This is a genomic window from Mycolicibacterium nivoides, assembly GCF_003855255.1.
In the GTDB taxonomy this organism is placed as follows: Bacteria; Actinomycetota; Actinomycetes; order Mycobacteriales; family Mycobacteriaceae; genus Mycobacterium; species Mycobacterium nivoides.
This window is the reverse complement of the sequence record NZ_CP034072.1, coordinates 6,631,805-6,652,379: the sequence shown is the minus strand read 5'-3', so window position 1 is coordinate 6,652,379 and position 20,575 is coordinate 6,631,805. Positions and strand designations below refer to the sequence as shown.

Below are 20,575 nucleotides of genomic sequence, written 5' to 3'. Positions count from 1 at the left end.
TGACGCTTCCGTTGGCCACAGCTTGGTATCGGTTGCGTCGCGGCTCTGTCAGGGGTTGATTCCAGGTCGGTTGAGTTGCTGGTGGCGGGCGGTGACCCGTGGATAGTCTCGGCGCCTAGTGAAGGTTGCCCTGGTGAGGGCACGGTTTGCGGAGGGAACGAGTGATGATCGAGTTGGCCCGCCGGTGGCGGGTGCTGGCAGCAGGCACGGCCGTCGGCGTGGCCGGGGTTGTCGGCCTTGCCGGTCAGCCCGCGGCAGCCGAACCCCTTGTGCCGGCTCCTGGCGTTCCCGGCCCGGTGACGGTTACCCAGACCGTCACGGTCGCCCCCGCCGCCGCTCCGATTGCTCCCGCGCCGGCCGCCCCCGGCGTCCCGGGTGGCGCCGTCGCCCCGGGTGCGGCAGCCAATGCCGTACCCGCTGTCGCGGCACCGGCCACGCCGGCCCGGACCATCACCCCCGCCACGTCCGGCACCTTCGCCGAGTTCTTCAAGAGCAAGGGCGTGAAGATGGAGCCGCAGACCAGCCACGATTTCAAGGCGCTGAGCATCGTCCTGCCGCTGCCCTCGGGCTGGACCAAGGTGCCCGACCCCAACGTGCCCGACGCCTTCGCGGTGATCGCCGACCGATCCAGCACCGACCTGTACACCCCCAACGCACAGGTCGTGGTCTACAAGCTCGTCGGCAGTTTCGATCCGGTCGAAGCGGCGAGCCACGGCTTCGTCGACACCCAGCAGTTGCAGAACTGGCGCCCCACCGACATGGCCATGGGCGACTTCAACGGCTTCCCGTCAGCTTTTATCGAAGGTAGCTATCTGTCGGGCAGCCAGGTGCTCAACACCTCACGCAGACACATCCTGGCCACCGCGGGGCCCGACCACTATCTGGTGTCGCTGTCGGTGAACTCCTCGGCCGCCAACCAGGGTGTTTCCGCGGCTGCCGACGCCGCCGACGCGATCGTGTCCGGCTTCAAGGTCAGCGCTCCGGCCCCGGCGGCCCCCCCGCCGCCAGCTACCCCGGCCGCCCCCGCGCCGGCTCCGGCGCCGGGTTTGCCCCAGCTCCTGGGCCTGCAGGGGTGAATCACCAGGGCCCTCCCCGACCTCGCATTCCCGTCCGGCGCCTCGTATTGTGTGGCGCATGCTGATCGCCGCGCTGCTGTGCCTGAGCGCCGCCGTCATCGTCGGTGTGTTCGGGCTGTGGTTGTTGACCAGGCCTCGTACCGGTGATCCCGTGCGCTCGGTCCTGAGGGCTGTGGCCCCGACCCAACTGGCCGCCGCGGTGATGCTCGCCGCCGGTGGCGCCGCCGCCCTGGCCGCCGCGCCCCACACCGGCCTGATGGTCGTCATGGTGTGCATCATCGGGGCCGTCGCGACCGTGGCCGCCGGCTGCTGGCAGAGCGCCAAGGCCGTCGCGGCCGCGGAGGCCGGTTCGGCTTCCGGTGCGGGCTGCGCCGGCTCGTGTGCCAGCTGCACGTTGTCTTGTAAGTGACCAGCCCCGACTAGTTGCGGCTCACGTCGATCGGATGGGTGGCCAGTAGCGACATCGGCAGCGGCTGACGACGCAGTACCCGGCCCCACAGGTCGATCCGCGGCTCGATCAGCACATCCGAAGGCAGCGCCGAGAGCACGATCCAGTCGTCCCGTTCGATCTCGCCGTCCAGCTGACCGATGGTCCAGCCGGAGTACCCGGCGAATATCCGCACACCTTCGATGACCGGGGCCAGCGTGTCCGGGTCGGCGTCGAGATCGACCATCACCACCCGGCCCTGCACGTGCCGCAGGCCGGGAACACCCTCGGCCTGCATACCGACCCGCAGCGTCGCCAGGCACAACGCCGAGTCCCGCTTGACCGGACCGCCGATGAACATGGTCTTGGGTTTGTGGGTGAGCTTCGCCCACTGCGGCAGCACGTTGTAGACCGCTGTCTCACTGGGCCGGTTCAGCACGACACCGAGGGTTCCGCCGGCGTTGTGCTCGACGATGTAGATGACGCTGCGCCGGAACGTCGGCTCCAGCAGATCGGTATTGGCCAGCAGCAGCGTGCCCGGTCGTACCCGGTGCGCCGCAGGCGCGATGAAATCCTCCGGATCTTCTGAGTGCGCCACGCCCTACATCATGGCACCGTAACTGCCCAGAGGTGGCGAACAAGGCCGGGCGGAGTCGGATTTCGGCTCAGCTTTGTACTGTTGATCGGGTGATTCATGCGCGTGCTCCCCGTGCCCTCTGGCACTCGTTGCGCGGCATGACCGAATTCCGCAGGCTCCTGGAGTTGCGCGCGGTCAGCCAGTTCGGCGACGGGCTCTTCCAGGCCGGTCTGGCCGGCGCGATCCTGTTCAACCCGGAGCGCCAGGCCGAACCGTGGCAGATCGCCGCCGCGTTCGCGGTGATGTTCCTGCCGTACTCGGTGCTGGGCCCGTTCGCCGGAGCCCTGCTGGACCGCTGGGACCGGCGCCTCGTGCTGATCGGTGCCAACCTGGGCCGGCTGCTGGTGGTGGTGCTCGTGGCCGCTCTGCTGGCTTTCGGTGCCGGCGACCTGCCGATCCTGTGCTGCGCGCTGATCGTCAACGGGTTGACCCGGTTCGTCTCATCCGGACTTTCGGCCTCGCTGCCCGATGTGGTGCCGGCCGACCGCGTGATCACGATGAACTCGGTGGCTACCGCGGTCGGCGCACTGGCGGCGTTCCTCGGAGCCGACTTCATGCTGGTGCCACGCAAGGTGTTCGGCGCCGACGACACCGGTGCCTCGGTGGTCATGCTGATCGTGGCGGTCCCGGTGGCGCTGGCGCTCTGGTTGTCGGTGCGCTTCGGCCCGCATGTGCTGGGCCCGCACGAGAGCAAGCGCACCATCCACGGCTCGGTGGCGTATGCGGTGGCCACCGGCTGGGTGCACGGTGCCCGCACGGTGTGGGCGGTGCCGCCCGTCGCGGGCACTCTGGCCGGGCTGGCCGCGCACCGGATGGCGTTCGGGATCAACTCGCTGCTGGTGCTGGTGATCGTCCGGCACAGCGACAACCCCGATGTGACCGGGCTGGGTCTGGGTACCGCGGTGCTGTTCATGGCCGCCGGCGGTATCGGGCAGTTCGCGGCCACGGTCGCCGCTCCCGCGGTGATCGGCCGGTTCGGGCGTTACGCCACCGCCAACGGCGCCCTCGGTTTCGCCGTGGTGGTTCAGCTGGCGGCGATCGGGCTGCACGTGCCGGTGATGGTGACCTGCGGCCTGCTGCTCGGTGCCGCGGGGCAATTGGTGAAGCTGTGCGCGGATTCGGCGATGCAGATCGACGTCGACGACGCGCTGCGCGGCCACGTCTTCACGGTGCAGGACGCACTGTTCTGGATGTCGTTCGTCGCGGCGATCTCCGCGGCGGCCGCGGTGATCCCCGCCGACGGGCACTCCCCGGCCCTGGTGGTCGCCGGCGCCGTTGCCTACCTCGTCGGACTCGGTCTGCACGCCGCAGTGGCATCCCCGAAGCGGGTGTGACCCTCCGGTCTAGGCTGACCGCCATGGTGAGCGCCGAGCCGATCGTGGCCGACCTGTCCGCCGAGAGCGACGCACTCGATGCCCTGGTGGCCGACCTCCCGCCCGAGCGCTGGGCCACGACCACCCCGGCCGAGGGCTGGACCATCGCGCACCAGATCGCCCACCTGCTGTGGACCGATCGGGTTTCGGTCATCGCGATCACCGACCAGTCCGGCTTCGAGGCCGTCCTCGCCGAAGCGATGCAGAACCCGACCGGGTTCGTCGACGCCGCGGCCGAGGAACTCGCGCTGACGCCACCCGAGCGGCTACTGGCGGACTGGCGTGAGACGCGCGTGAGGCTGCACACCGAACTCGTGAACGTGGCCGAGGGTCGCAAGCTGCCGTGGTTCGGCCCGCCGATGAGCGCGACGTCCATGGCCACCGCCCGCATGATGGAGACCTGGGCGCACGGCCTCGACGTGGCCGACGCCCTCGGAGTCCGCCGGCCCGCCACCGAGCGGCTCCGCTCGATTGCCCACATCGGGGTGCGCACAAGGGATTTCGCGTTCACCGTGCACGGACTGACCCCGCCCGCCGAACCGTTCCGGGTCGAGCTGCGCGCGCCCGACGGCACGCTGTGGGAGTGGGGACCCGAGGATGCGCAGCAGCGCGTGACGGGTTCGGCGGAGGACTTCTGCATGCTGGTGACCCAGCGCCGGGCACCTGCCGAACTGGACGTGACCGCGGTCGGCGACGACGCCGCCAAGTGGCTGACCATCGCGCAGGCCTTCGCCGGACCGCCGGGGGCGGGGCGGGGCTGAGCGCTCGGAGTCAGGAGACGGCGTCGGCGCGGCCGTCCCCGTCGGTGTCTGCCAGCTTCATGTCCCACCGCCCGTCGCCGTCGGTGTCGACGTACGCCAGGCCCCCGGCCAGCACCCGGTCGGCCAGACCGTCACCGTCGACGTCGATCAACAGGTCGTCGGCGGCACCGTCACCGTCGAAATCGACCGTCGGTCCCCCGGTCGCCTCGGTCCCGTCCAAACCGAACCAGCGCACCTGTCCGGACCGGTCCACGTGCACCGCCCAGGTGCCCGAACCGTCGTCGGAGAAATAGCTTTCGGCCTGCCCGTCGTCGTCGGCATCGAGCACCGCCCGCTCGGCGATGCCGTCGCCGTCGAAATCGGCCATCACATCATCGATACGGCCGTCCCCGTCGAAATCCAGGCCGATACCGTCGGGGCTGCCGTTGCCGTCCACATCCACATCGGGCACACCGGTGACGATGGTCGCGGTTCCGTCGGGATCACCCAGGCAGTAGTCCATGACTGATCAGACGCACGGTCAGCCCCTGGCGTTCCACCATTTCAACAATTCGTCGATGGCCTGCTCGCGGGACAGCGGCCCGTGGTCGAGCCGCAGCTCCTTGAGGTAGCGCCAGGCCTCGCCGATCTGCGGGCCCGCCGGGATACCGAGGATCTCCATGATCTCGTTGCCGTCGAGGTCCGGCCGGACCCGCTGCAGATCTTCCTTGGCGGCCAGCTCGGTGATCCGGTTCTCGAGATCGTCGTAATTGGCCTGCAGCCGTGCGGCACGGCGCTTGTTGCGGGTGGTGCAGTCGGCGCGAACGAGCTTGTGCAGCCGGCCGAGCAGCGGACCGGCGTCGGTGACGTAGCGGCGCACCGCCGAGTCGGTCCACTTGCCGGTGCCCTTGTCGTCGGCGTAGCCGTGGAACCGCAGATGCAGGTACACGAGCTGCGATACGTCGTCGACCATCTGCTTGGAGTACTTGAGCGCACGCATCCGCTTGCGGGTCATCTTGGCGCCGACCACCTCGTGGTGGTGGAAGCTCACCCCGCCGTCGGATTCGTGCTTGCGGGTCGCGGGCTTGCCGATGTCGTGCAGCAGCGCCGCCCAGCGCAACACCAGGTCCGGACCCTCGTCCTCGAGATCGACGGCCTGGCGGAGCACCGTCAGCGAATGCCAGTAGACGTCCTTGTGCTGGTGGTGTTCGTCGATGGCCATCCGCATCTCGCCGACCTCGGGCAGCACCACGTCACCGAGCCCGGTCTGCACCATCAGGTCGACACCGGCCACTGGGTCCTTGCCCAGCAGCAACTTGTCCAGTTCCGCGGCGACCCGCTCGACGGTGATGCGCTCCAACTGCGGGGCCATCTCCAGCAGTGCCTCGAGCACGCGCGGCGCCACACCGAACCCGAGCTGCGACACGAAGCGGGCCGCCCGCAGCATCCGCAGCGGATCGTCCCCGAACGACACCTGCGGGGCCGACGGGGTGTCGAGCACCTTGGCCTGGATGGCGGCCAAACCGCCCAGGGGATCATGGAATTCGGCCGGGCCATCGGCCGTGATGCGTACCGCCATGGCGTTCGCGGTGAAGTCGCGGCGCACCAGATCGTCATCGAGGTTGTCGCCGAACTCGACGGTCGGATTCCGCGACACCTGGTCATAGCTGTCCGCCCGGAACGTGGTGATCTCCAGCCGGTGCTCGCCCTTGCCGATACCGACGGTGCCGAAATCGATTCCGGTATCCCACAGCGCGTCGGCCCACGGGCGGAGGAACTTCAACATCTCCTCGGGGCGGGCATCCGTGGTGAAATCGAGATCGCTGTGCTCGGTCAGGCGGCCCAGCAATGCGTCGCGCACGCTGCCTCCGACGAGATACAGCTCATGACCCGCCGCAGCGAACACCGCACCGAGCCCGCGCAGCACCTCGGCGCGGTGGTTCAACGAGACCAGTGCGCCGGCCAGCAATTCGGCGTCAGTAACAACAGCGTCGGACACGTTCGATGAGCCTAATGCTCGCGGTGTGGTCACAACCGGCGAGTGCGGCAGGAGGCCAACCCCATGGCAGCTACTATCGCTTGGGTGTCGGACGGCGAACAGGCCAAACCACGACGGCGCCGCAGTCGGCGTCGTGGTCGTCGTCGTGCACAAAGGGCGGCAGGCCCACCCGCCGGCGACCAGGGTAATGATGACGCCCGTCACACCGATGGTCCCGCCGAAGCTCCCGTCGGCACCGCAAATCCCGCCCCGACCCCGCGTGACCAGTCCAAGCAACACAAGTCGAGGCCACGCCGTCCTCCGGAACGGCTCCGCACCGTTCACGAGACCTCGGCCGGCGGCCTGGTCATCGACGGCATCGACGGCCCCAAGGACACCCAGGTGGCAGCGTTGATCGGCCGGGTCGATCGGCGCGGCCGGATGCTGTGGTCACTGCCCAAGGGCCACATCGAACTCGGTGAGACGGCCGAGCAGACCGCGATCCGCGAGGTCGCCGAAGAGACAGGGATCCGCGGCGACGTGCTGGCCGCACTCGGCAGCATCGACTACTGGTTCGTCACCGAAGGGCGCCGGGTCCACAAGACCGTGCACCACTACCTCCTGCGCTTCCAGGGCGGCGAGTTGTCCGACGACGACGTCGAGGTCACCGAGGTCGCCTGGGTTCCGCTACGGGATCTGCCGGCCCGGCTGGCCTACGCCGACGAGCGCAAGCTCGCCGAGGTGGCCGGTGAACTCATCGACAAGCTGCACACCGACGGTCCGGGCTCCTTGCCGCCACTGCCCCGCAGCGCCCCCCGGCGACGCCCCCAGACCCATTCGCACGCCCGCAATCACCGCCGCGACGACCCTGCGCAACCCCAGCCCCGCCGGCGCACGAACGGATGCGGACAGGGACCGTGACCGCCGCCCCGGCGGTGCGCCGAGGGGTCTCCCTCCTGGCGCACACAGTGGTGCTTGTGGCGGTGGTGTTGTTGTTCTCGGTGTGGTCCACCGCCGCATTGCCCGTGCTCCTGCCCCGGGCGGGCGCGAGCGAACCCGGCGCCCTGCCGTTCCTGCAGATCCGCATCGACCGGGTCACCCCCAACGTCGTCACCACCACGAGTGAATCGGTGATGACGGTCAGCGGGGCCGTGCTCAACGTCGGTGACCGGCCGGTCCGCGACGTCGACATCCGCATGGAGCACGCCCAGGCGGTGACCTCCTCGAGCCAGCTGCGCACCGATCTCACCGGGGACGTCGACCGGTTCGAGCCGGTGGCCGACTTCGTCACATTGGCCCCGGAGATGCAGCGCGGCCAGTCGGTGCCGTTCACGCTGTCCTACCCCCTGCGCTCCGAAGGTGCCGGGTCGCTGCACATCACCGAACCCGGCGTCTACCCCGTACTGATCAACGTCAACGGCACGCCCGATTACGGCGCCCCCGCCAAACTCGACGACGCGCGCTTCCTGCTGCCGGTCCTCGGCGTGCCCCCGGACAGGCCCGCGGACAACGGCTCCGACTCGATGTCGGCCGCCGACACCCTCAATTCGGTGGTGCCGCCGGACACGTCCCAGCCGGTGCGGATGACCATGCTCTGGCCCCTGGCCGACCGGCCGCGGCTGGCCCCGGGCGCCCCGGGTGGCACCACCCCGGTGCGGTTGGTCGACGACAGCCTCGCCGCCTCGCTGGCTCCCGGCGGACGGCTCGACACGTTGCTCTCTGCCGCCGACTTCGCCACCGGACCGACCGTCGACTCCGGCGGCCAGATGCGGGCCACGCTGTGCCTTGCCGTCGACCCCGATCTGCTGGTCACCGTCAACGCGATGACCGCCGGCTACGTCGTCAACGACGGACCCGACGCCGGTCCCGGCACCCCGACCCGCCCTGGAGCCGGACAGGAGGCCGCCGTCGGCTGGCTGAATCGACTGCGCGGCCTGGCCGGGCGGCTCTGCGTGGCGCCCACCAACTACGCCCAGGCCGATCTGACCGCCCTGCAGCGGGTCGGCGATCCCGGATTGAGCGGAATCGCCACCAACGGTGCCGGTGACATCGTCGACCAGATTCTGGGCGTCGCATCGATCCGGGGTGCCAGCATCATGGGCGACGGTCCGCTCACCCGTCCCGCCCTGGACCTGCTGGCCGCCCAGGGCCAGACCGTCGCCATCTCGGCCGCCCACATCACCGCCCAGGATTCGGTAACCGGCGCACCCGAGACCGCCGACGTCACGCCGCTGCGCTACCGGCCGGAGGTCGTGGCCGCCGGATTCGATCCGGCCGTCGGAGCCGCGCTGGCCGGTGCGGGCACCGATCCCGTCGTGCCGTCCTACCTGGACCCGTCGCTGGAGATCCCGGTACGGCACGACTCGCAGACCGCGCGGCGCCAGGACGCGCTGGGTGCCCTCCTGTGGCGCGGGCTCACCCCGGGCGAGCAGCCCCGGACCCAGATCCTGATGCCGCCGCTGGTGTGGTCACTGGACGCCGACGACGCACAGGCCATCCTGACGACGGTGGCCACCACGATCCACGCAGGGCTGGCCGTTCCGCGCCCGCTATCCGCGGTGATCGCCGAGGGCAACGCCCTGCCGCCAGAACCCGTGGCGCCCGCACCGCCGGATTCTCTCGGCAACCCGCGCAGCGGCATCGACGAGAACATCGACACCGGCATCGCGGCGGTGATCAGCCGGCTGTGGGGGCTGACCGCGGCGCTGACCACCGACGAGCGCACCGGGCTGACCGGCATGCAGTACACCGCGCCGCTGCGGGAGGACATGCTGCGGGCGCTGAGCCAGTCCGTGCCACCGGAGGCCCGCGAGGGGCTGGCCGAACAGCGGTTGCAGTCCGTCAGCCGCAGCGTGAACGACATGTTCGGTGCGGTGAGAATCGTCAACCCCGGTGGCGCGTACACCCTGGCCACCGAGCGCAGCCCGCTGCCGCTGGCGCTGCGTAACGACCTCCCGGTGCCGGTGCGGGTGCGGCTGCACGTCGACGCACCGCCTGGCATGACCGTCACCGACATGGGCGAGATCGAGCTGCCGCCCGGTTATCTGCCGCTGCGGGTGCCGATCGAGGTGCACTTCACCCAGCGGGTGGCCGTCGACGTGAGCTTGCAGACCACCGATGGCCTGACCCTCGGTGAGCCGGTCCGGTTGTCGGTGCATTCCAACGCCTACGGCAAGGTGCTGTTCTTCATCACGCTGTCGGCCGGTGCGGTACTCGTGACACTGGCCGGCCGCCGGTTGTGGCACCGATTCCGGGGTCAGCCGGACCGCGCGGACCTGATCCCGCCGGGCGAACATCCCGACCCGCTCGACGTCGCCATGGCGTTCAACAACGATGCCGATACCGCTGAGGGCGTCGCGGCACCCTCTGCGCGCACTTCTTCGGCACCGGCTTCCCCACCGGCGCCCGAACCCAGTCCGGATCGACCCTGATGATCCCGCCCGACCAACCCGGGACCCGGCCACCGGTCCCGCCCATCCAGCACACGGCGCGCCCGCCTGGCCCGCCGAGGATTCCGCATGCGACGGGCCCGTCCCGGCCGGCCGGGCGCGCCGAGCTGTCCGACGCCGCGGTGGTGTCCCGGTCGTGGGGCATGGCATTCGCCACACTGATCTCGCGCATCACCGGGTTCCTCCGGTTCGTGCTGCTGATGGCGCTGCTCGGCGGACCCCTGACGAGTGCGTTCTCGGTGGCCAACCAGCTGCCCAACATGGTCGCGGCGCTGGTGCTGGAAGCCACCTTCACCGCGATCTTCGTCCCGGTGCTGGCCCGGGCCGAACGCGACGACGCCGACGGCGGCACCGACTTCGTCCGGCGGCTGGTGACCCTGGCCACCACGCTGCTGCTGGTCACCACCGTGCTCTCGGTACTGTGCGCGCCCCTGCTGGTGCGGCTCATGCTCGGCAGCGATCCCCAGGTCAACAACCCGCTGACCACAGCCTTCGCCTACCTGCTGCTACCCCAGGTGCTGTTCTACGGCCTGTCGTCGGTGTTCATGGCAATCCTCAACACCCGCAACGTGTTCGGTCCCCCGGCGTGGGCTCCCGTGGTCAACAACGTGGTGGCGATCGTGACCCTGGGCGTCTTCGTCCTGGTGCCCGGTGAGCTCTCCAGCGACCCGGTCGAGATGGGCACGGCCAAGCTGCTGGTGCTGGGCATCGGCACCACGCTGGGTGTGGTGGCGCAGGCCGCGGTGTTGTTCGCGGCGATCCGGGCCGAACGGGTCAGCCTGCGGCCGCTGTGGGGCATCGACGACCGGCTCAAGAAGTTCGGCACCATGGCCGCCGCGATGGTGCTCTACGTTCTGATCAGCCAGATCGGCCTGATCGTCGGGAACCAGATCGCCAGCACCGCGGCCGCCTCGGGCCCGGCCATCTACAACTACACGTGGCTGGTGCTGATGCTGCCGTTCGGCATGATCGGCGTCACGGTGCTGACGGTGGTGATGCCGCGCCTGAGCCGCAACGCCGCGGCCGACGACGTCCCCGCCGTCCTCGACGATCTGTCCCTGGCCACCCGGCTGACGATGGTGACGCTCATCCCCATCGTGGCGATGATGACCGTCGGCGGGCCAGCCATCGGCAGCGCACTGTTCTCCTACGGCAACTTCAGCGCCAGCGACGCCGGGTATCTCGGCATGGCGATCACGCTGTCGGCCTTCACGCTGGTCCCCTACGCGCTGGTCCTGCTGCAGCTGCGGGTGTTCTACGCGCGGGAGCGGCCTTGGACACCGATCGTCATCATCGTGGTGATCACGACCGTCAAGATCGTCGCCTCGATCGCCGCGCCCCACCTGACCGACAACCCCAACATGGTGGCCGGCTACCTGGGCCTGGCCAACGGCCTCGGCTTCGTGGCCGGGGCCCTGGTCGGCTATCTACTGCTGAAGGCCAACCTGCGACCGCGGGGCGGACGGCTGCTGCGCGACGCGGTGATCCGCACGATTCTGGTGACCATCGCGGCGTCGTTGGTCGCAAGCCTGGTGGCCCACGCCGCCGACCGGCTGCTGGGGCTGGACTCGCTGACCGAGCATGCCGGTGCCGCGGGTTCGTTGCTGCGCCTGGTCGCACTCGGTCTGATCATGGTCCCGATCATCGCCGGCGTGATGCTCGCGGCCCGGGTGCCCGAGGCCCATGCGGCGCTGAACATGGTCCGCCGACGACTCGGGCGAGGGCATGTCGCGTCGCTGCCCGAGACCGGACAGGTAGCCGTGCAAACAATTGCGCCGCCCGTCGGGCCTCATCCTGCAGCGCCCGTCACGTACCCTGATCAGAGGAATTCTTCTCCCAGCGGGTGGCCGTCAAGCCCGGCAGCCGCCGGAGGCGGGACTCCGGCAGGTGTTGCCGGGGCGGGGATGTGGAAAGGATCACCGGTGACCGACGAATCTGCGGACGGCCCGGCACCGAACTCCGCGTCGAGTTCTGGGATGACCACCGATACGACGAAGTTGCCGCGTCCGGCCGCCGACGAGTTCCAGCCGGACGTCCCCCCGACCGGCCCGGCAGCAGCCACCCAGTCGGCCGAGGGCACCGGGTCCAGCGACTCCGCCGGCAGCCGGACCAACGGGACGACGCGGCCCGTCACCGACTATGGCGGTGACCCGACCCGTGAGCCGATCTCGTTCGCCCCGCCGCACGATGCCGCCCTGGAATCGGCCGACGACGATGTGCACCTCATCCCCGGCGCGACCATCGCCGAAGGCCGCTACCGACTGCTGGTGTTCCACGGCGGACCGCCGCACCTGCAGTTCTGGCAGGCACTGGACACCGCGCTGGACCGCCAGGTCGCGCTGACGTTCGTCGACCCGGACGCCACCATGTCCGACGCTCAGGTGCAGGAAATCCTTTCGCGCACACTCAAACTCAGCCGCATCGATGTTCCCGGTATCGCCCGGGTGCTCGACGTGGCCCACAGCGGATCAGGCGGCCTGATCGTCTCCGAGTGGATTCGCGGCGGTTCGCTGGCCGAGGTGGCCGACACCTCGCCGTCCCCGATCGGTGGGGCCCGGGCCATCCAGTCGCTGGCCGCTGCCGCCGAGGCTGCCCACCGCGCCGGGGTCGCCCTCTCGATCGATCACCCGAGCCGGGTGCGCGTCAGCATCGAAGGCGATGTGGCCCTGGCCTTCCCGGCCACCATGCCCGACGCCACCCCCGACGACGACATCCGCGGCATCGGGGCCGCGCTCTACGCGCTGCTGGTCAACCGCTGGCCGCTGCCGGAGTCCGGGGCCCGCAGCGGCCTGGAGCCCGCCGCACTGGACCAGGCCGGACAGCCGGTCGAACCGCGCGCCATCGACCGCGACATCCCGTTCCAGATCTCTGCGGCAGCCGCTCGTGCCGTCCAGCCCGGTGGTGGGATCCGCAGTGCTCCAACCCTTTTGAACCTGCTGCAGCAGGCCACCGCGATCGCCGATCGGACCGAGCTGTTGGGGTCGGTCGAGGAGACCCCCGCTCCGGCCGCTGCTCCGGTCCGGGCACACGAGACGCCCGAGGAACACCAAGCCGCCGAAGCCCGGCGCCGCAAGGGCCTGATCATCGGGATCAGCGTGGCCGCCGGCATCATCCTGGTGGCCCTGATCGTGATGGCGTCCGTCCTCAACAGCATCTTCGGCGACGTGGGCGGCGGCCTCAACCGGGACGAGCTCGGCCTGAACGCGCCGTCGTCGAACAGCGAGGACAACCAGGGCAACTCATCGGCGGCCACCGGCAGCACGGTCAAACCCGTTCGGGCCACCGTGTTCTCGCCCGAGGGCGAGGCCGATTCACCGGCTACGGCCGGGCAGGCCATCGACGGCAACACCAGCACGGCCTGGTCCACCGACACGTATTCCGATCCCGCCCCGTTCCCCGGGTTCAAGAACGGTGTCGGCCTGATGCTGCAGTTGCCGCAGCCGACCGTCGTCGGTTCGGTCACCCTCAACGTGACGAGCACCGGCACCTCGGTGCAGATCCGCTCGGCCCAGTCCGCCACGCCGTCGTCACTGTCGGACACCACCGAACTGAGCCCGGCGACACCGCTGAAGCCCGGCTCCAACACCATCTCGGTGAACAAGGCGTCATCGACCTCCTACGTTCTCGTGTGGATCTCGACGCTGGGCACCGTGGACGGCAAGAGCCGCACCGACATCTCCGAAATCACCATCAAAGCGGCCTCCTGAATCGTCATCCCCAGCCCGGATAGGACGTTGACCTGGCGTTATAGCCAGCCCGGCAAACAAGTGTCCAGGGCACTGCCGGACAGCGTTTAAGTTCAGCGTGTGGGAAGGTTCGGGGGGACCGGCAAGCCGGGCACAGAGCAGCCGCGGGGGCACGGCGCGGCCGTGCGCTCGGACGCCGAACTGCTGGCCGCCCATGTCGCCGGGGACCGCTACGCATTCGAGGAACTGGTCCACCGGCACCACAGCCAGTTGCGCCGCTTGGCCTTCCTGACCAGCCGTCACCACGAGGACGCCGACGACGCCGTGCAGGACGCGCTGTTGTCGGCGCATCGCACGGCCGCCTCGTTCCGCCACGACTCGGCGGTCAGCAGCTGGCTGTATCGGATCGTGGTCAACGCCTGCCTGGACCGGGTCCGCCGATCACGCAACCAGCCCACCGCGTCTCAGTACGAACTCGGCCACCTGGTTCACCTCCGCGACCCCGCGGGCGACCCGGCTCCCCGGGTGGCCACCGCGATCGTGGTGGAGCGGGCCCTGATGCAGCTGCCGGTCGAGCAGCGCGCCGCGGTGGTCGCGGTCGACATGCAGGGCTACTCGGTGGCCGAGACGGCGCTGCTGCTCGGGGTCGCGGAGGGCACCGTGAAGAGCCGGTGCGCCCGCGCCAGACACAAGCTGGCCCGCCTGCTCCAGTATTTTGAAGCCGATGAACGGCAGCACGCCCCGAGTGCCGTCGGACGGCCCGATTCCTGCTGAGCTGCTGGCTGATCTGCAGGCCGGGCTGCTCGATGACGCCACCGCCGCGGACATCCGCAGGCGCGTGCGCAGCGACCCCCTGGCCGGCCCCGAGGCCAGGAACACCCTGGCCGCCCTCGATCGGGTGCGCCGCGATCTACGCGAACTCGGTGCGGATTCCGAGTCCGCTGCCCCGGTGCCCGCCGAGGTCAGCGCCCGGCTGTCCGAGGCGCTGCGGACCGAGCCGGCCCCGCCGAAACCCTCAGCGAGTCGCTGGAAGCTGATCGCCGCCGTCACCGGAGCAGGTGCGGCCGTGCTGGCCGCCGTGGTGGGCGGAGCCGTACTGACGCGCCCGGCCGGTCAGGCACCCTCGACCATGACCAGCCTCGGCAAGATCACCGTGTCACCGCCGCGCAGCGGGATCGGTTTGTCCGAATCCCAGATCCTGGGCCTTCTGTCGACACCGGCCGACCTGGGGCCGCTGACCGACCCGCAGCGCCGGACCGCCTGCCTGACCGCGCTGGGCTATCCCTCCGGCGTGGCGGTCCTCGGTGCCCGGCCCCTGGAGGTGGCCGGTCAGCCCGGTGTGCTGGTCCTGGTGCCTCCCAGACCACCCGACACGACCGACGCCGTCGTCGCCCTGGTGCTCCCGGCGAACTGCGACGCTGAACACGCCGCGACGTTGGCCCAGACCGTGGTGAAACGCCCGGTGAGACGTCCGTAGTCTGTCCTACGAACTCACCTGGGAACACATCCGGCCTAGGCTGACGTTGCAACCCGTGCCGAGTACGGCAGAAAGGCCTACATGTCCACCTCAGCGACGGTTCACGACGTCATCATCATCGGTTCCGGCCCCGCCGGATACACCGCAGCCATCTACGCTGCCCGCGCCCAGCTCAAGCCGCTGGTGTTCGAGGGCACGCAGTTCGGCGGCGCGTTGATGACCACCACCGAAGTGGAGAACTACCCAGGATTCCGCGAAGGCATCACCGGCCCCGAATTGATGGACGAGATGCGGGAGCAGGCCCTGCGCTTCGGTGCGGATCTGCGCATGGAGGACGTCGACGCCGTCGACCTCACCGGCCCGGTGAAATCGGTCACTGTCGGCGACGAGACCCACCAGGCCCGGTCGGTGATCCTGGCGATGGGTGCCGCCGCGCGCCATCTGGGCGTGCCCGGCGAGGAAGCGTTGACCGGTATGGGTGTGAGCACCTGTGCCACCTGCGACGGCTTCTTCTTCCGCGACGAGGACATCATCGTGGTCGGCGGTGGCGATTCGGCGATGGAGGAAGCGACGTTCCTCACCCGATTCGCCCGCTCGGTCACTCTGATCCATCGCCGCGACGAGTTCCGCGCCTCCAAGATCATGCTGGAGCGGGCCCGCGCCAACGAGAAGATCACCTTCCTGACCAACACCGAGATCACCCAGATCGAGGGCGATCCGAAGGTGACGGGCGTGCGGCTGCGTGACACCGTCACCGGCGAAGAGTCCAAGCTCGACGTCACCGGTGTGTTCGTGGCGATCGGCCACGACCCCCGCTCGGAACTGGTGCGCGGCCAGATCGATCTCGACGACGAGGGTTACGTAGAGGTCGTCGGCCGTACCACCGCCACCACGCTCGACGGCGTGTTCGCCGCAGGCGACCTTGTCGACCACACCTACCGCCAGGCCATCACCGCTGCGGGCAGCGGCTGTTCGGCGGCCATCGACACCGAGCGTTGGCTCGCCGAGAACGACTGACCCCCAATAGATTTCGACCCGACAGGAGAGCTCCATGAGTGCGGACAGCGCAACAGTAACGGTTACAGACGATTCGTTCTCCGACGACGTCCTGACCAGCAGCACACCGGTGCTGGTGGATTTCTGGGCCACCTGGTGCGGGCCGTGCAAGATGGTGGCCCCGGTGCTCGAGGAGATCGCCGGCGAGAAGGCGGGCGAGTTGCGTGTCGCCAAGATCGACGTCGACGCCAACCCGGCCACCGCCCGTGATTTCCAGGTGGTGTCGATCCCGACGCTGATCCTTTTCAAGGACGGCGCACCGGTCAAGCGCATCGTCGGCGCCAAGGGCAAGGCCGCGCTGCTGCGGGAACTCGCCGACGCACTCTGACATCACGCACACCCCGGATACGCCTGGCGTTTTCCGGTATGTGGCCGAAATCTGAGACAATGCTGGGCAGCTAGTCCGGCAGACGGCCGGAAACCAGCATGGAGGGGCCGAATGTCGAGTCTGCGTCGCGGTGACCGTGGCGGAGCAGTCACCGAGATCCGGGCAGCGTTGGCCGCGTTAGGTCTGATGGACAACCCTGACGCCGACCTGAGCACCGGTAGGCATGTTGCGCTCGACGCGTTCGACGACGAGCTCGACAGCGCCGTCCGGGCATTTCAGCAGCATCGTGGCCTGCTGGTGGACGGAATCGTCGGGGAGGCCACGTATCGCGCCCTGCGCGAGGCCTCCTACCGGCTCGGTGCACGCACGCTGACCCATCAGTTCGGCGCGCCCATGTACGGCGACGACGTTGCCACCCTGCAGGCCCGCCTGCAGGACCTCGGTTTCTATACCGGCATGGTCGACGGGCATTTCGGCCTGCAGACCCACAATGCGCTGTCCTCTTACCAGCGTGAGTACGGGCTGTACCCGGACGGTATCTGTGGACCGGAAACGTTGCGCTCGTTGTACTTCCTGGGTTCGCGCGTGACCGGTGGGTCGCCGCACGCGATCCGGGAAGAGGAGCTGGTACGCCGCTCCGGCCCGCAGCTGTCGGGTAAGCACGTGATCATCGATCCGGGCCGCGGCGGAGCAGACCACGGCATGATCATGCACGGGCCCGACGGCCCGATCAGCGAAGCAGACATCCTGTGGGACTTGGCAAGTCGGCTGGAAGGCCGGATGACAGCGATCGGCATGGAGACGTTCATCTCGAGGCCGGCCAATCGCAGCCCACTGGATCCCGAGCGTGCCGCCACCGCGAACCGGGTCGGCGCCGATCTGATGATCAGCCTGCGGTGTGAGAGCCAGCGCTCCCCCTCCGCCAACGGAGTGGCTTCGTTCCACTTCGGGAATTCGCACGGTTCGGTGTCGACCATCGGCCGCAACCTTGCCGACTTCATCCAGCGGGAAGTGGTGGCCCGCACCGGGTTACGCGACTGCCGATCCCACGGCCGGACCTGGGATCTGCTGCGGCTGACCCGGATGCCCACCGTTCAGGTCGACATCGGCTACATCACCAATCCCCACGATCGGGGCCTGCTGCTGTCGACCCACACCCGGGACGCGATCGCCGAGGGCATCCTGGCCGCCGTCAAGCGCTTGTACCTGCTGGGCAAGAACGACCGGCCCACAGGGACTTTCACGTTCGCGGAGTTGTTGGCGCATGAGCTTTCGGTCGAACAGGCCAGCCGCGGCGCGTGAGCGCCAATTCAACTGGAGCGCGTGAGCGCCGATTGAACTCGAGCGCGTGAGCGCTTCGGCGCCGTTTCAGGCCCGCTGGTTCTACTCTCAAATCGTGGCGACCTTCGCTCTGGTGCACGGGGCCTGGCACGGGGCATGGTGCTGGGAGCTTCTCACTCCCGAGCTGATCGGGCGCGGCCATCGCGTCGTCGCACCGGATCTACCGGCCGATCAACCGTCCGCCACCCTGGAAACCTATGCCGAGATCGTCGGCACGGCCCTCGGCGGAGTCGGTGGTGACGATGTCATCCTGGTCGGTCATTCCCTGGGCGGCAGCACGATTCCATTGGTGGCCCACCACATCCCTGTTCGTCGACTGGTCTATCTGTGCGCGTTGATTCCGGAACCCGGGCGCAGCCTCACCGAGCAGATCAAAGGCGGCGACCTGGTGAACGGCACTTGCTTATCCGGGCTGAGCGGCTTGGATTCCGAGGGTTGCCGATCCTGGACCGATCACGGTCTAGCGCGACGCGCCTTCTACCAGGACTGCCCCGATCGCGTCGCCGAGGCCTCGGTTTCGCGACTTCGGCGCCAAGCGTGGACACCGTACCATGAACGATTCCCTCTGAAACAGTTCCCCGCTGTCGCCGCGACGTCGATCATTTGCTCCGGCGATCAGATGGTACGGCCAGACTGGTCGCGGCGCGTCTCACACGAAAGGCTCGGCGCCAACGTACTCGAGCTACCGGGCGGACACTCGCCGTTCCTCTCCCGACCCCGCATGCTTGCCGACGTGCTCTCGCGGATCGCAGGTGGGGTCGCACTGTCGGACGCCGGCGACTGAGAAATCCCGCCATCTGTGCCCGTCAAGAGCTAGATATGTTGTCCCGCAGCGGGTTTCGTTATCGATCGCCGGATCCTGCCGGTGGCCGGCACATCGACGTGCTCGGTCCCACGTCAATTTCTACTGAGGCGCAACGCTTTTCACCCCAACCCCGGCCCCGGACATCCCGGCACCGACCGGCAACTCGATCCGCGCGTTCTCCAGCAGACGCTCGAGTGCGGCTTCCACTTCGGCCTTCCAGCCGAGTCCCTTGTCGAGTTCCAGGCGCAACCGCGGGAAGTACGGATGTGGGGCCACCACGGTGAAACCGACGTCCTCGAGAAAGTCTGATCCGAGCATGCACTGGTCGACGGCGCAGTCCCCCAGCACCTCGACAACCGGGGCCAACTCCGCGGGCAGCTTTCCGCCGTCCGCCAGCTCCGTGAATGCCGAGGTGTAACCGAAGGCTTCCAGTGCACGAACGCCTCGGCGCACGAGGTCGTTCACCACGGCAGCGAGCAGACTCTGCGACAACCGTTCGGTGTCGTCGGCGCATTCGACGCCGACCGCCGTCAACAGGATCGCATCGGCACTCACCGGGGCGGTGGGAAAGAGCCGGGCCCGGGGCACCGCGCCCGGAGGTGCATAGAACGCAAAGCCCAGGCAGGGTTCATCCAACGCGAGCTCGCCTGCATCCTCGATGTCAGGACCGAGATCCGGGACCGCATCCGGACGGACCGTGACCGCGAGCTGACCACACGATCCCCACTCGAGCATGACCATCGAGAGCCAGGCTTCTTTTTCGAATTCGGGATCCGTCAGGTGGTCATCTCCGACGGTGGACGGATCGACTTCCCAGAACACACATCGCCGCGCATGCTTGGGAAGCTGCTCGAAGCCCTCGAGCCGTAGCGGCGTGATTCGTGCTGTCACTGAGGTCCCTGGCTTTCACACTGTGTGCGTGGCTGCCCCTCAAGGATAGGAGAGTCCGCCGGAGCCGGTGCACTGCGCCCTGCAAATCTCATCGAGTTCCGCCTCCGAAGTGAAATGCTATGCCGCACAGAAGCTTTGCGCTATGCGGCGTTCGCGACTGCATATGCTGATCACTGATGTGTCACAGTGACGGAACAACCTGGTGTCGTTGGTCGTGGGCTCTCAGTGCTCTTCGGCGCTCATAATGTCGACAATGCGCTGAAGGTCGTCCACGGATCCGAACTCCACCACGATCTTGCCTTTTCGTTTGCCGAGACTGACCGTGACGCGGGTGTCGAAGGCTGACGAGAGCCGCTCAGCAACGTCCTGCAGTCCCGGCATCTGAATCGGCTTGCGCCGCGGAGCCGGTGGTGCGGTGTTCCCATCGCGGTTGGCCAGTGTCACGGCCTCCTCGGTGGCCCGCACCGACATCCCTTCCGCGATGATCCGGGCGGCAAGCTCCTCCTGCTTCTCCGCTCCTCCTTCCAGGGCGAGCAGTGCCCGTGCGTGGCCCGCGGAGAGCACGCCGGCTGCGACTCGACGCTGCACGGGGATCGGCAGACGCAGCAGACGGATCATGTTGGAGATGAGCGGCCGCGACCGGCCGATCCGGACGGCAAGTTCGTCGTGGGTGACTTCGAACTCGTCGAGTAGCTGTTGGTAGGCGGCGGCCTCCTCCAGCGGGTTGAGCTGGACCCGGTGGATGTTCTCCAGCAGCGCGTCGCGCAGCATGTTGTCGTCACCGGTCTCGCGGACGATCGCCGGGATTGTCTCGAGGCCGGCCTGCTGGGCGGCCCGCCAGCGCCGTTCCCCCATCACCAGCTGGTAGTGGGACTGGCCGTTCTCCTCGACCGCGCGGACCACGATCGGCTGCATCAATCCGAACTCACGGATGGAGTGCACCAGCTCGTTCAGCGCTTCTTCGTCGAACACCTGGCGGGGCTGACGCGGGTTCGGCTGAATCAGGCTCGGGTCGATCTCGCGGTAGGTCGCGCCGACATCGCTGCTGAGGACTGGGTCAGCATCATCGGGTACGACGGACGTCGTGGCAGTGGGCGGCGTCCCCGAATCCCCCGTCACGGACGGCGGGCCACCGAGCAGAACGTCAGCTGCGGTCGCACCGATCCTGGGGCTCAGGGCGTCGGTGCCGTCCTCAGCAGGACCGGTCGGAATGAGGGCTGCCAGTCCCCTGCCGAGGCCACTCCGCTTCCGTACCGGCTGATTCATGGTCGTCTCCTGCTCATTGCTGCCGTCCGCTGTCTGTCTGCTGGC

At 68.8% G+C, this 20,575-nt stretch carries 18 protein-coding genes; 13 read left to right on the top strand and 5 right to left on the bottom strand.

Annotated elements, in window-relative coordinates:
• The first annotated feature begins 164 nt into the window (after positions 1–164).
• On the top strand, positions 165–1,076 hold the full coding sequence (locus tag EH231_RS32420; RefSeq protein WP_090430687.1) for an LpqN/LpqT family lipoprotein: 912 nt from the start codon (positions 165–167) through the stop codon (positions 1,074–1,076).
• A gap of 58 nt (positions 1,077–1,134) precedes the next feature.
• A complete protein-coding gene (locus EH231_RS32415; protein WP_044514280.1) occupies positions 1,135–1,485 on the top strand; it encodes a hypothetical protein in 351 nt (116 codons plus the stop codon).
• Between the two features lie 10 nt (positions 1,486–1,495).
• On the opposite strand, the gene EH231_RS32410 is transcribed toward EH231_RS32415, so the two are convergent.
• Positions 1,496–2,101 (bottom strand): YqgE/AlgH family protein, encoded by a 606-nt coding sequence (locus EH231_RS32410; RefSeq protein WP_044514282.1) that lies wholly within the window; start codon positions 2,099–2,101, stop codon positions 1,496–1,498.
• An 89-nt stretch (positions 2,102–2,190) separates the two neighbouring features.
• On the opposite strand from EH231_RS32410, the gene EH231_RS32405 reads away from it, so the two are divergent.
• Together EH231_RS32405 and EH231_RS32400 are read left to right on the top strand one after the other, a co-directional pair.
• Positions 2,191–3,474 carry an MFS transporter gene (locus EH231_RS32405; protein ID WP_164481115.1) on the top strand — a complete coding sequence of 428 codons (1,284 nt, stop codon included), beginning with the start codon at positions 2,191–2,193 and terminating at the stop codon, positions 3,472–3,474.
• Positions 3,475–3,497: 23 nt separating this feature from the next.
• The gene (locus EH231_RS32400) at positions 3,498–4,274 is read left to right on the top strand and encodes a TIGR03084 family metal-binding protein (protein WP_164481114.1); all 777 of its coding nucleotides are present in this window, start codon (positions 3,498–3,500) and stop codon (positions 4,272–4,274) included.
• A gap of 10 nt (positions 4,275–4,284) precedes the next feature.
• On the opposite strand, the gene EH231_RS32395 is transcribed toward EH231_RS32400, so the two are convergent.
• Positions 4,285–4,776, bottom strand: coding sequence for a pullulanase (locus EH231_RS32395; RefSeq protein ID WP_124714054.1), 492 nt, complete (start codon positions 4,774–4,776; stop codon positions 4,285–4,287).
• 18 nt (positions 4,777–4,794) lie between these two features.
• On the bottom strand, positions 4,795–6,252 hold the full coding sequence (locus EH231_RS32390) for a CCA tRNA nucleotidyltransferase (protein WP_090429457.1): 1,458 nt from the start codon (positions 6,250–6,252) through the stop codon (positions 4,795–4,797).
• 84 nt (positions 6,253–6,336) lie between these two features.
• Here EH231_RS32390 and EH231_RS32385 point away from each other — a divergent pair, with 84 nt between their 5' ends.
• From EH231_RS32385 to EH231_RS32345, 9 genes are all read left to right on the top strand, one after another.
• Positions 6,337–7,152, top strand: a complete 816-nt coding sequence (locus tag EH231_RS32385; RefSeq protein WP_090429455.1) for an NUDIX hydrolase — start codon at positions 6,337–6,339, stop codon at positions 7,150–7,152.
• Positions 7,149–9,662 (top strand): DUF6049 family protein, encoded by a 2,514-nt coding sequence (locus EH231_RS32380; RefSeq protein ID WP_090429453.1) that lies wholly within the window; start codon positions 7,149–7,151, stop codon positions 9,660–9,662. The genes EH231_RS32385 and EH231_RS32380 overlap by 4 nt, the downstream gene beginning before the upstream one ends.
• Positions 9,662–13,387 (top strand): murein biosynthesis integral membrane protein MurJ, encoded by a 3,726-nt coding sequence (gene murJ, locus EH231_RS32375; RefSeq protein WP_124714053.1) that lies wholly within the window; start codon positions 9,662–9,664, stop codon positions 13,385–13,387. Before EH231_RS32380 ends, murJ begins: the two co-directional genes overlap by 1 nt.
• 99 nt (positions 13,388–13,486) lie before the next feature.
• Complete coding sequence (gene sigM, locus EH231_RS32370; protein WP_090429449.1) at positions 13,487–14,140, top strand: RNA polymerase sigma factor SigM; 654 nt, start codon at positions 13,487–13,489, stop codon at positions 14,138–14,140.
• On the top strand, positions 14,091–14,843 hold the full coding sequence (locus EH231_RS32365) for an RsmA family anti-sigma factor (RefSeq protein WP_164481112.1): 753 nt from the start codon (positions 14,091–14,093) through the stop codon (positions 14,841–14,843). The genes sigM and EH231_RS32365 overlap by 50 nt, the downstream gene beginning before the upstream one ends.
• 81 nt (positions 14,844–14,924) lie before the next feature.
• Positions 14,925–15,860: a thioredoxin-disulfide reductase gene (gene trxB / locus EH231_RS32360; RefSeq protein WP_044514295.1), complete on the top strand. Its 936-nt coding sequence runs from the start codon at positions 14,925–14,927 to the stop codon at positions 15,858–15,860.
• Between the two features lie 34 nt (positions 15,861–15,894).
• The gene (gene trxA / locus EH231_RS32355; RefSeq protein ID WP_003883337.1) at positions 15,895–16,227 is read left to right on the top strand and encodes a thioredoxin; all 333 of its coding nucleotides are present in this window, start codon (positions 15,895–15,897) and stop codon (positions 16,225–16,227) included.
• A gap of 111 nt (positions 16,228–16,338) precedes the next feature.
• On the top strand, positions 16,339–17,529 hold the full coding sequence (locus EH231_RS32350) for an N-acetylmuramoyl-L-alanine amidase (RefSeq protein ID WP_044514299.1): 1,191 nt from the start codon (positions 16,339–16,341) through the stop codon (positions 17,527–17,529).
• 94 nt (positions 17,530–17,623) lie between these two features.
• Positions 17,624–18,352, top strand: coding sequence for an alpha/beta fold hydrolase (locus tag EH231_RS32345; protein WP_164481111.1), 729 nt, complete (start codon positions 17,624–17,626; stop codon positions 18,350–18,352).
• Between the two features lie 120 nt (positions 18,353–18,472).
• Here the strand turns inward: EH231_RS32345 and EH231_RS32340 are convergent, their stop codons facing one another.
• The gene (locus EH231_RS32340) at positions 18,473–19,264 is read right to left on the bottom strand and encodes an acetyltransferase (RefSeq protein WP_090429444.1); all 792 of its coding nucleotides are present in this window, start codon (positions 19,262–19,264) and stop codon (positions 18,473–18,475) included.
• 222 nt (positions 19,265–19,486) lie between these two features.
• Positions 19,487–20,530 carry a ParB/RepB/Spo0J family partition protein gene (locus EH231_RS32335; RefSeq protein ID WP_124714051.1) on the bottom strand — a complete coding sequence of 348 codons (1,044 nt, stop codon included), beginning with the start codon at positions 20,528–20,530 and terminating at the stop codon, positions 19,487–19,489.
• Between the last annotated feature and the right edge of the window lie 45 nt (positions 20,531–20,575).

Coding starts and splice junctions, on each gene's coding strand:
- EH231_RS32365 (WP_164481112.1), top strand. CDS start 14,091: ATGAACGGCAGCACGCCCCGAGTGCCGTCGGACGGCCCGATTCCTGCT.
- EH231_RS32420 (WP_090430687.1), top strand. CDS start 165: ATGATCGAGTTGGCCCGCCGGTGGCGGGTGCTGGCAGCAGGCACGGCC.
- EH231_RS32350 (WP_044514299.1), top strand. CDS start 16,339: ATGTCGAGTCTGCGTCGCGGTGACCGTGGCGGAGCAGTCACCGAGATC.
- EH231_RS32415 (WP_044514280.1), top strand. CDS start 1,135: ATGCTGATCGCCGCGCTGCTGTGCCTGAGCGCCGCCGTCATCGTCGGT.
- EH231_RS32400 (WP_164481114.1), top strand. CDS start 3,498: ATGGTGAGCGCCGAGCCGATCGTGGCCGACCTGTCCGCCGAGAGCGAC.
- trxB (WP_044514295.1), top strand. CDS start 14,925: ATGTCCACCTCAGCGACGGTTCACGACGTCATCATCATCGGTTCCGGC.
- EH231_RS32335 (WP_124714051.1), bottom strand. CDS start 20,530: ATGAATCAGCCGGTACGGAAGCGGAGTGGCCTCGGCAGGGGACTGGCA.
- trxA (WP_003883337.1), top strand. CDS start 15,895: ATGAGTGCGGACAGCGCAACAGTAACGGTTACAGACGATTCGTTCTCC.
- murJ (WP_124714053.1), top strand. CDS start 9,662: ATGATCCCGCCCGACCAACCCGGGACCCGGCCACCGGTCCCGCCCATC.
- EH231_RS32395 (WP_124714054.1), bottom strand. CDS start 4,776: ATGGACTACTGCCTGGGTGATCCCGACGGAACCGCGACCATCGTCACC.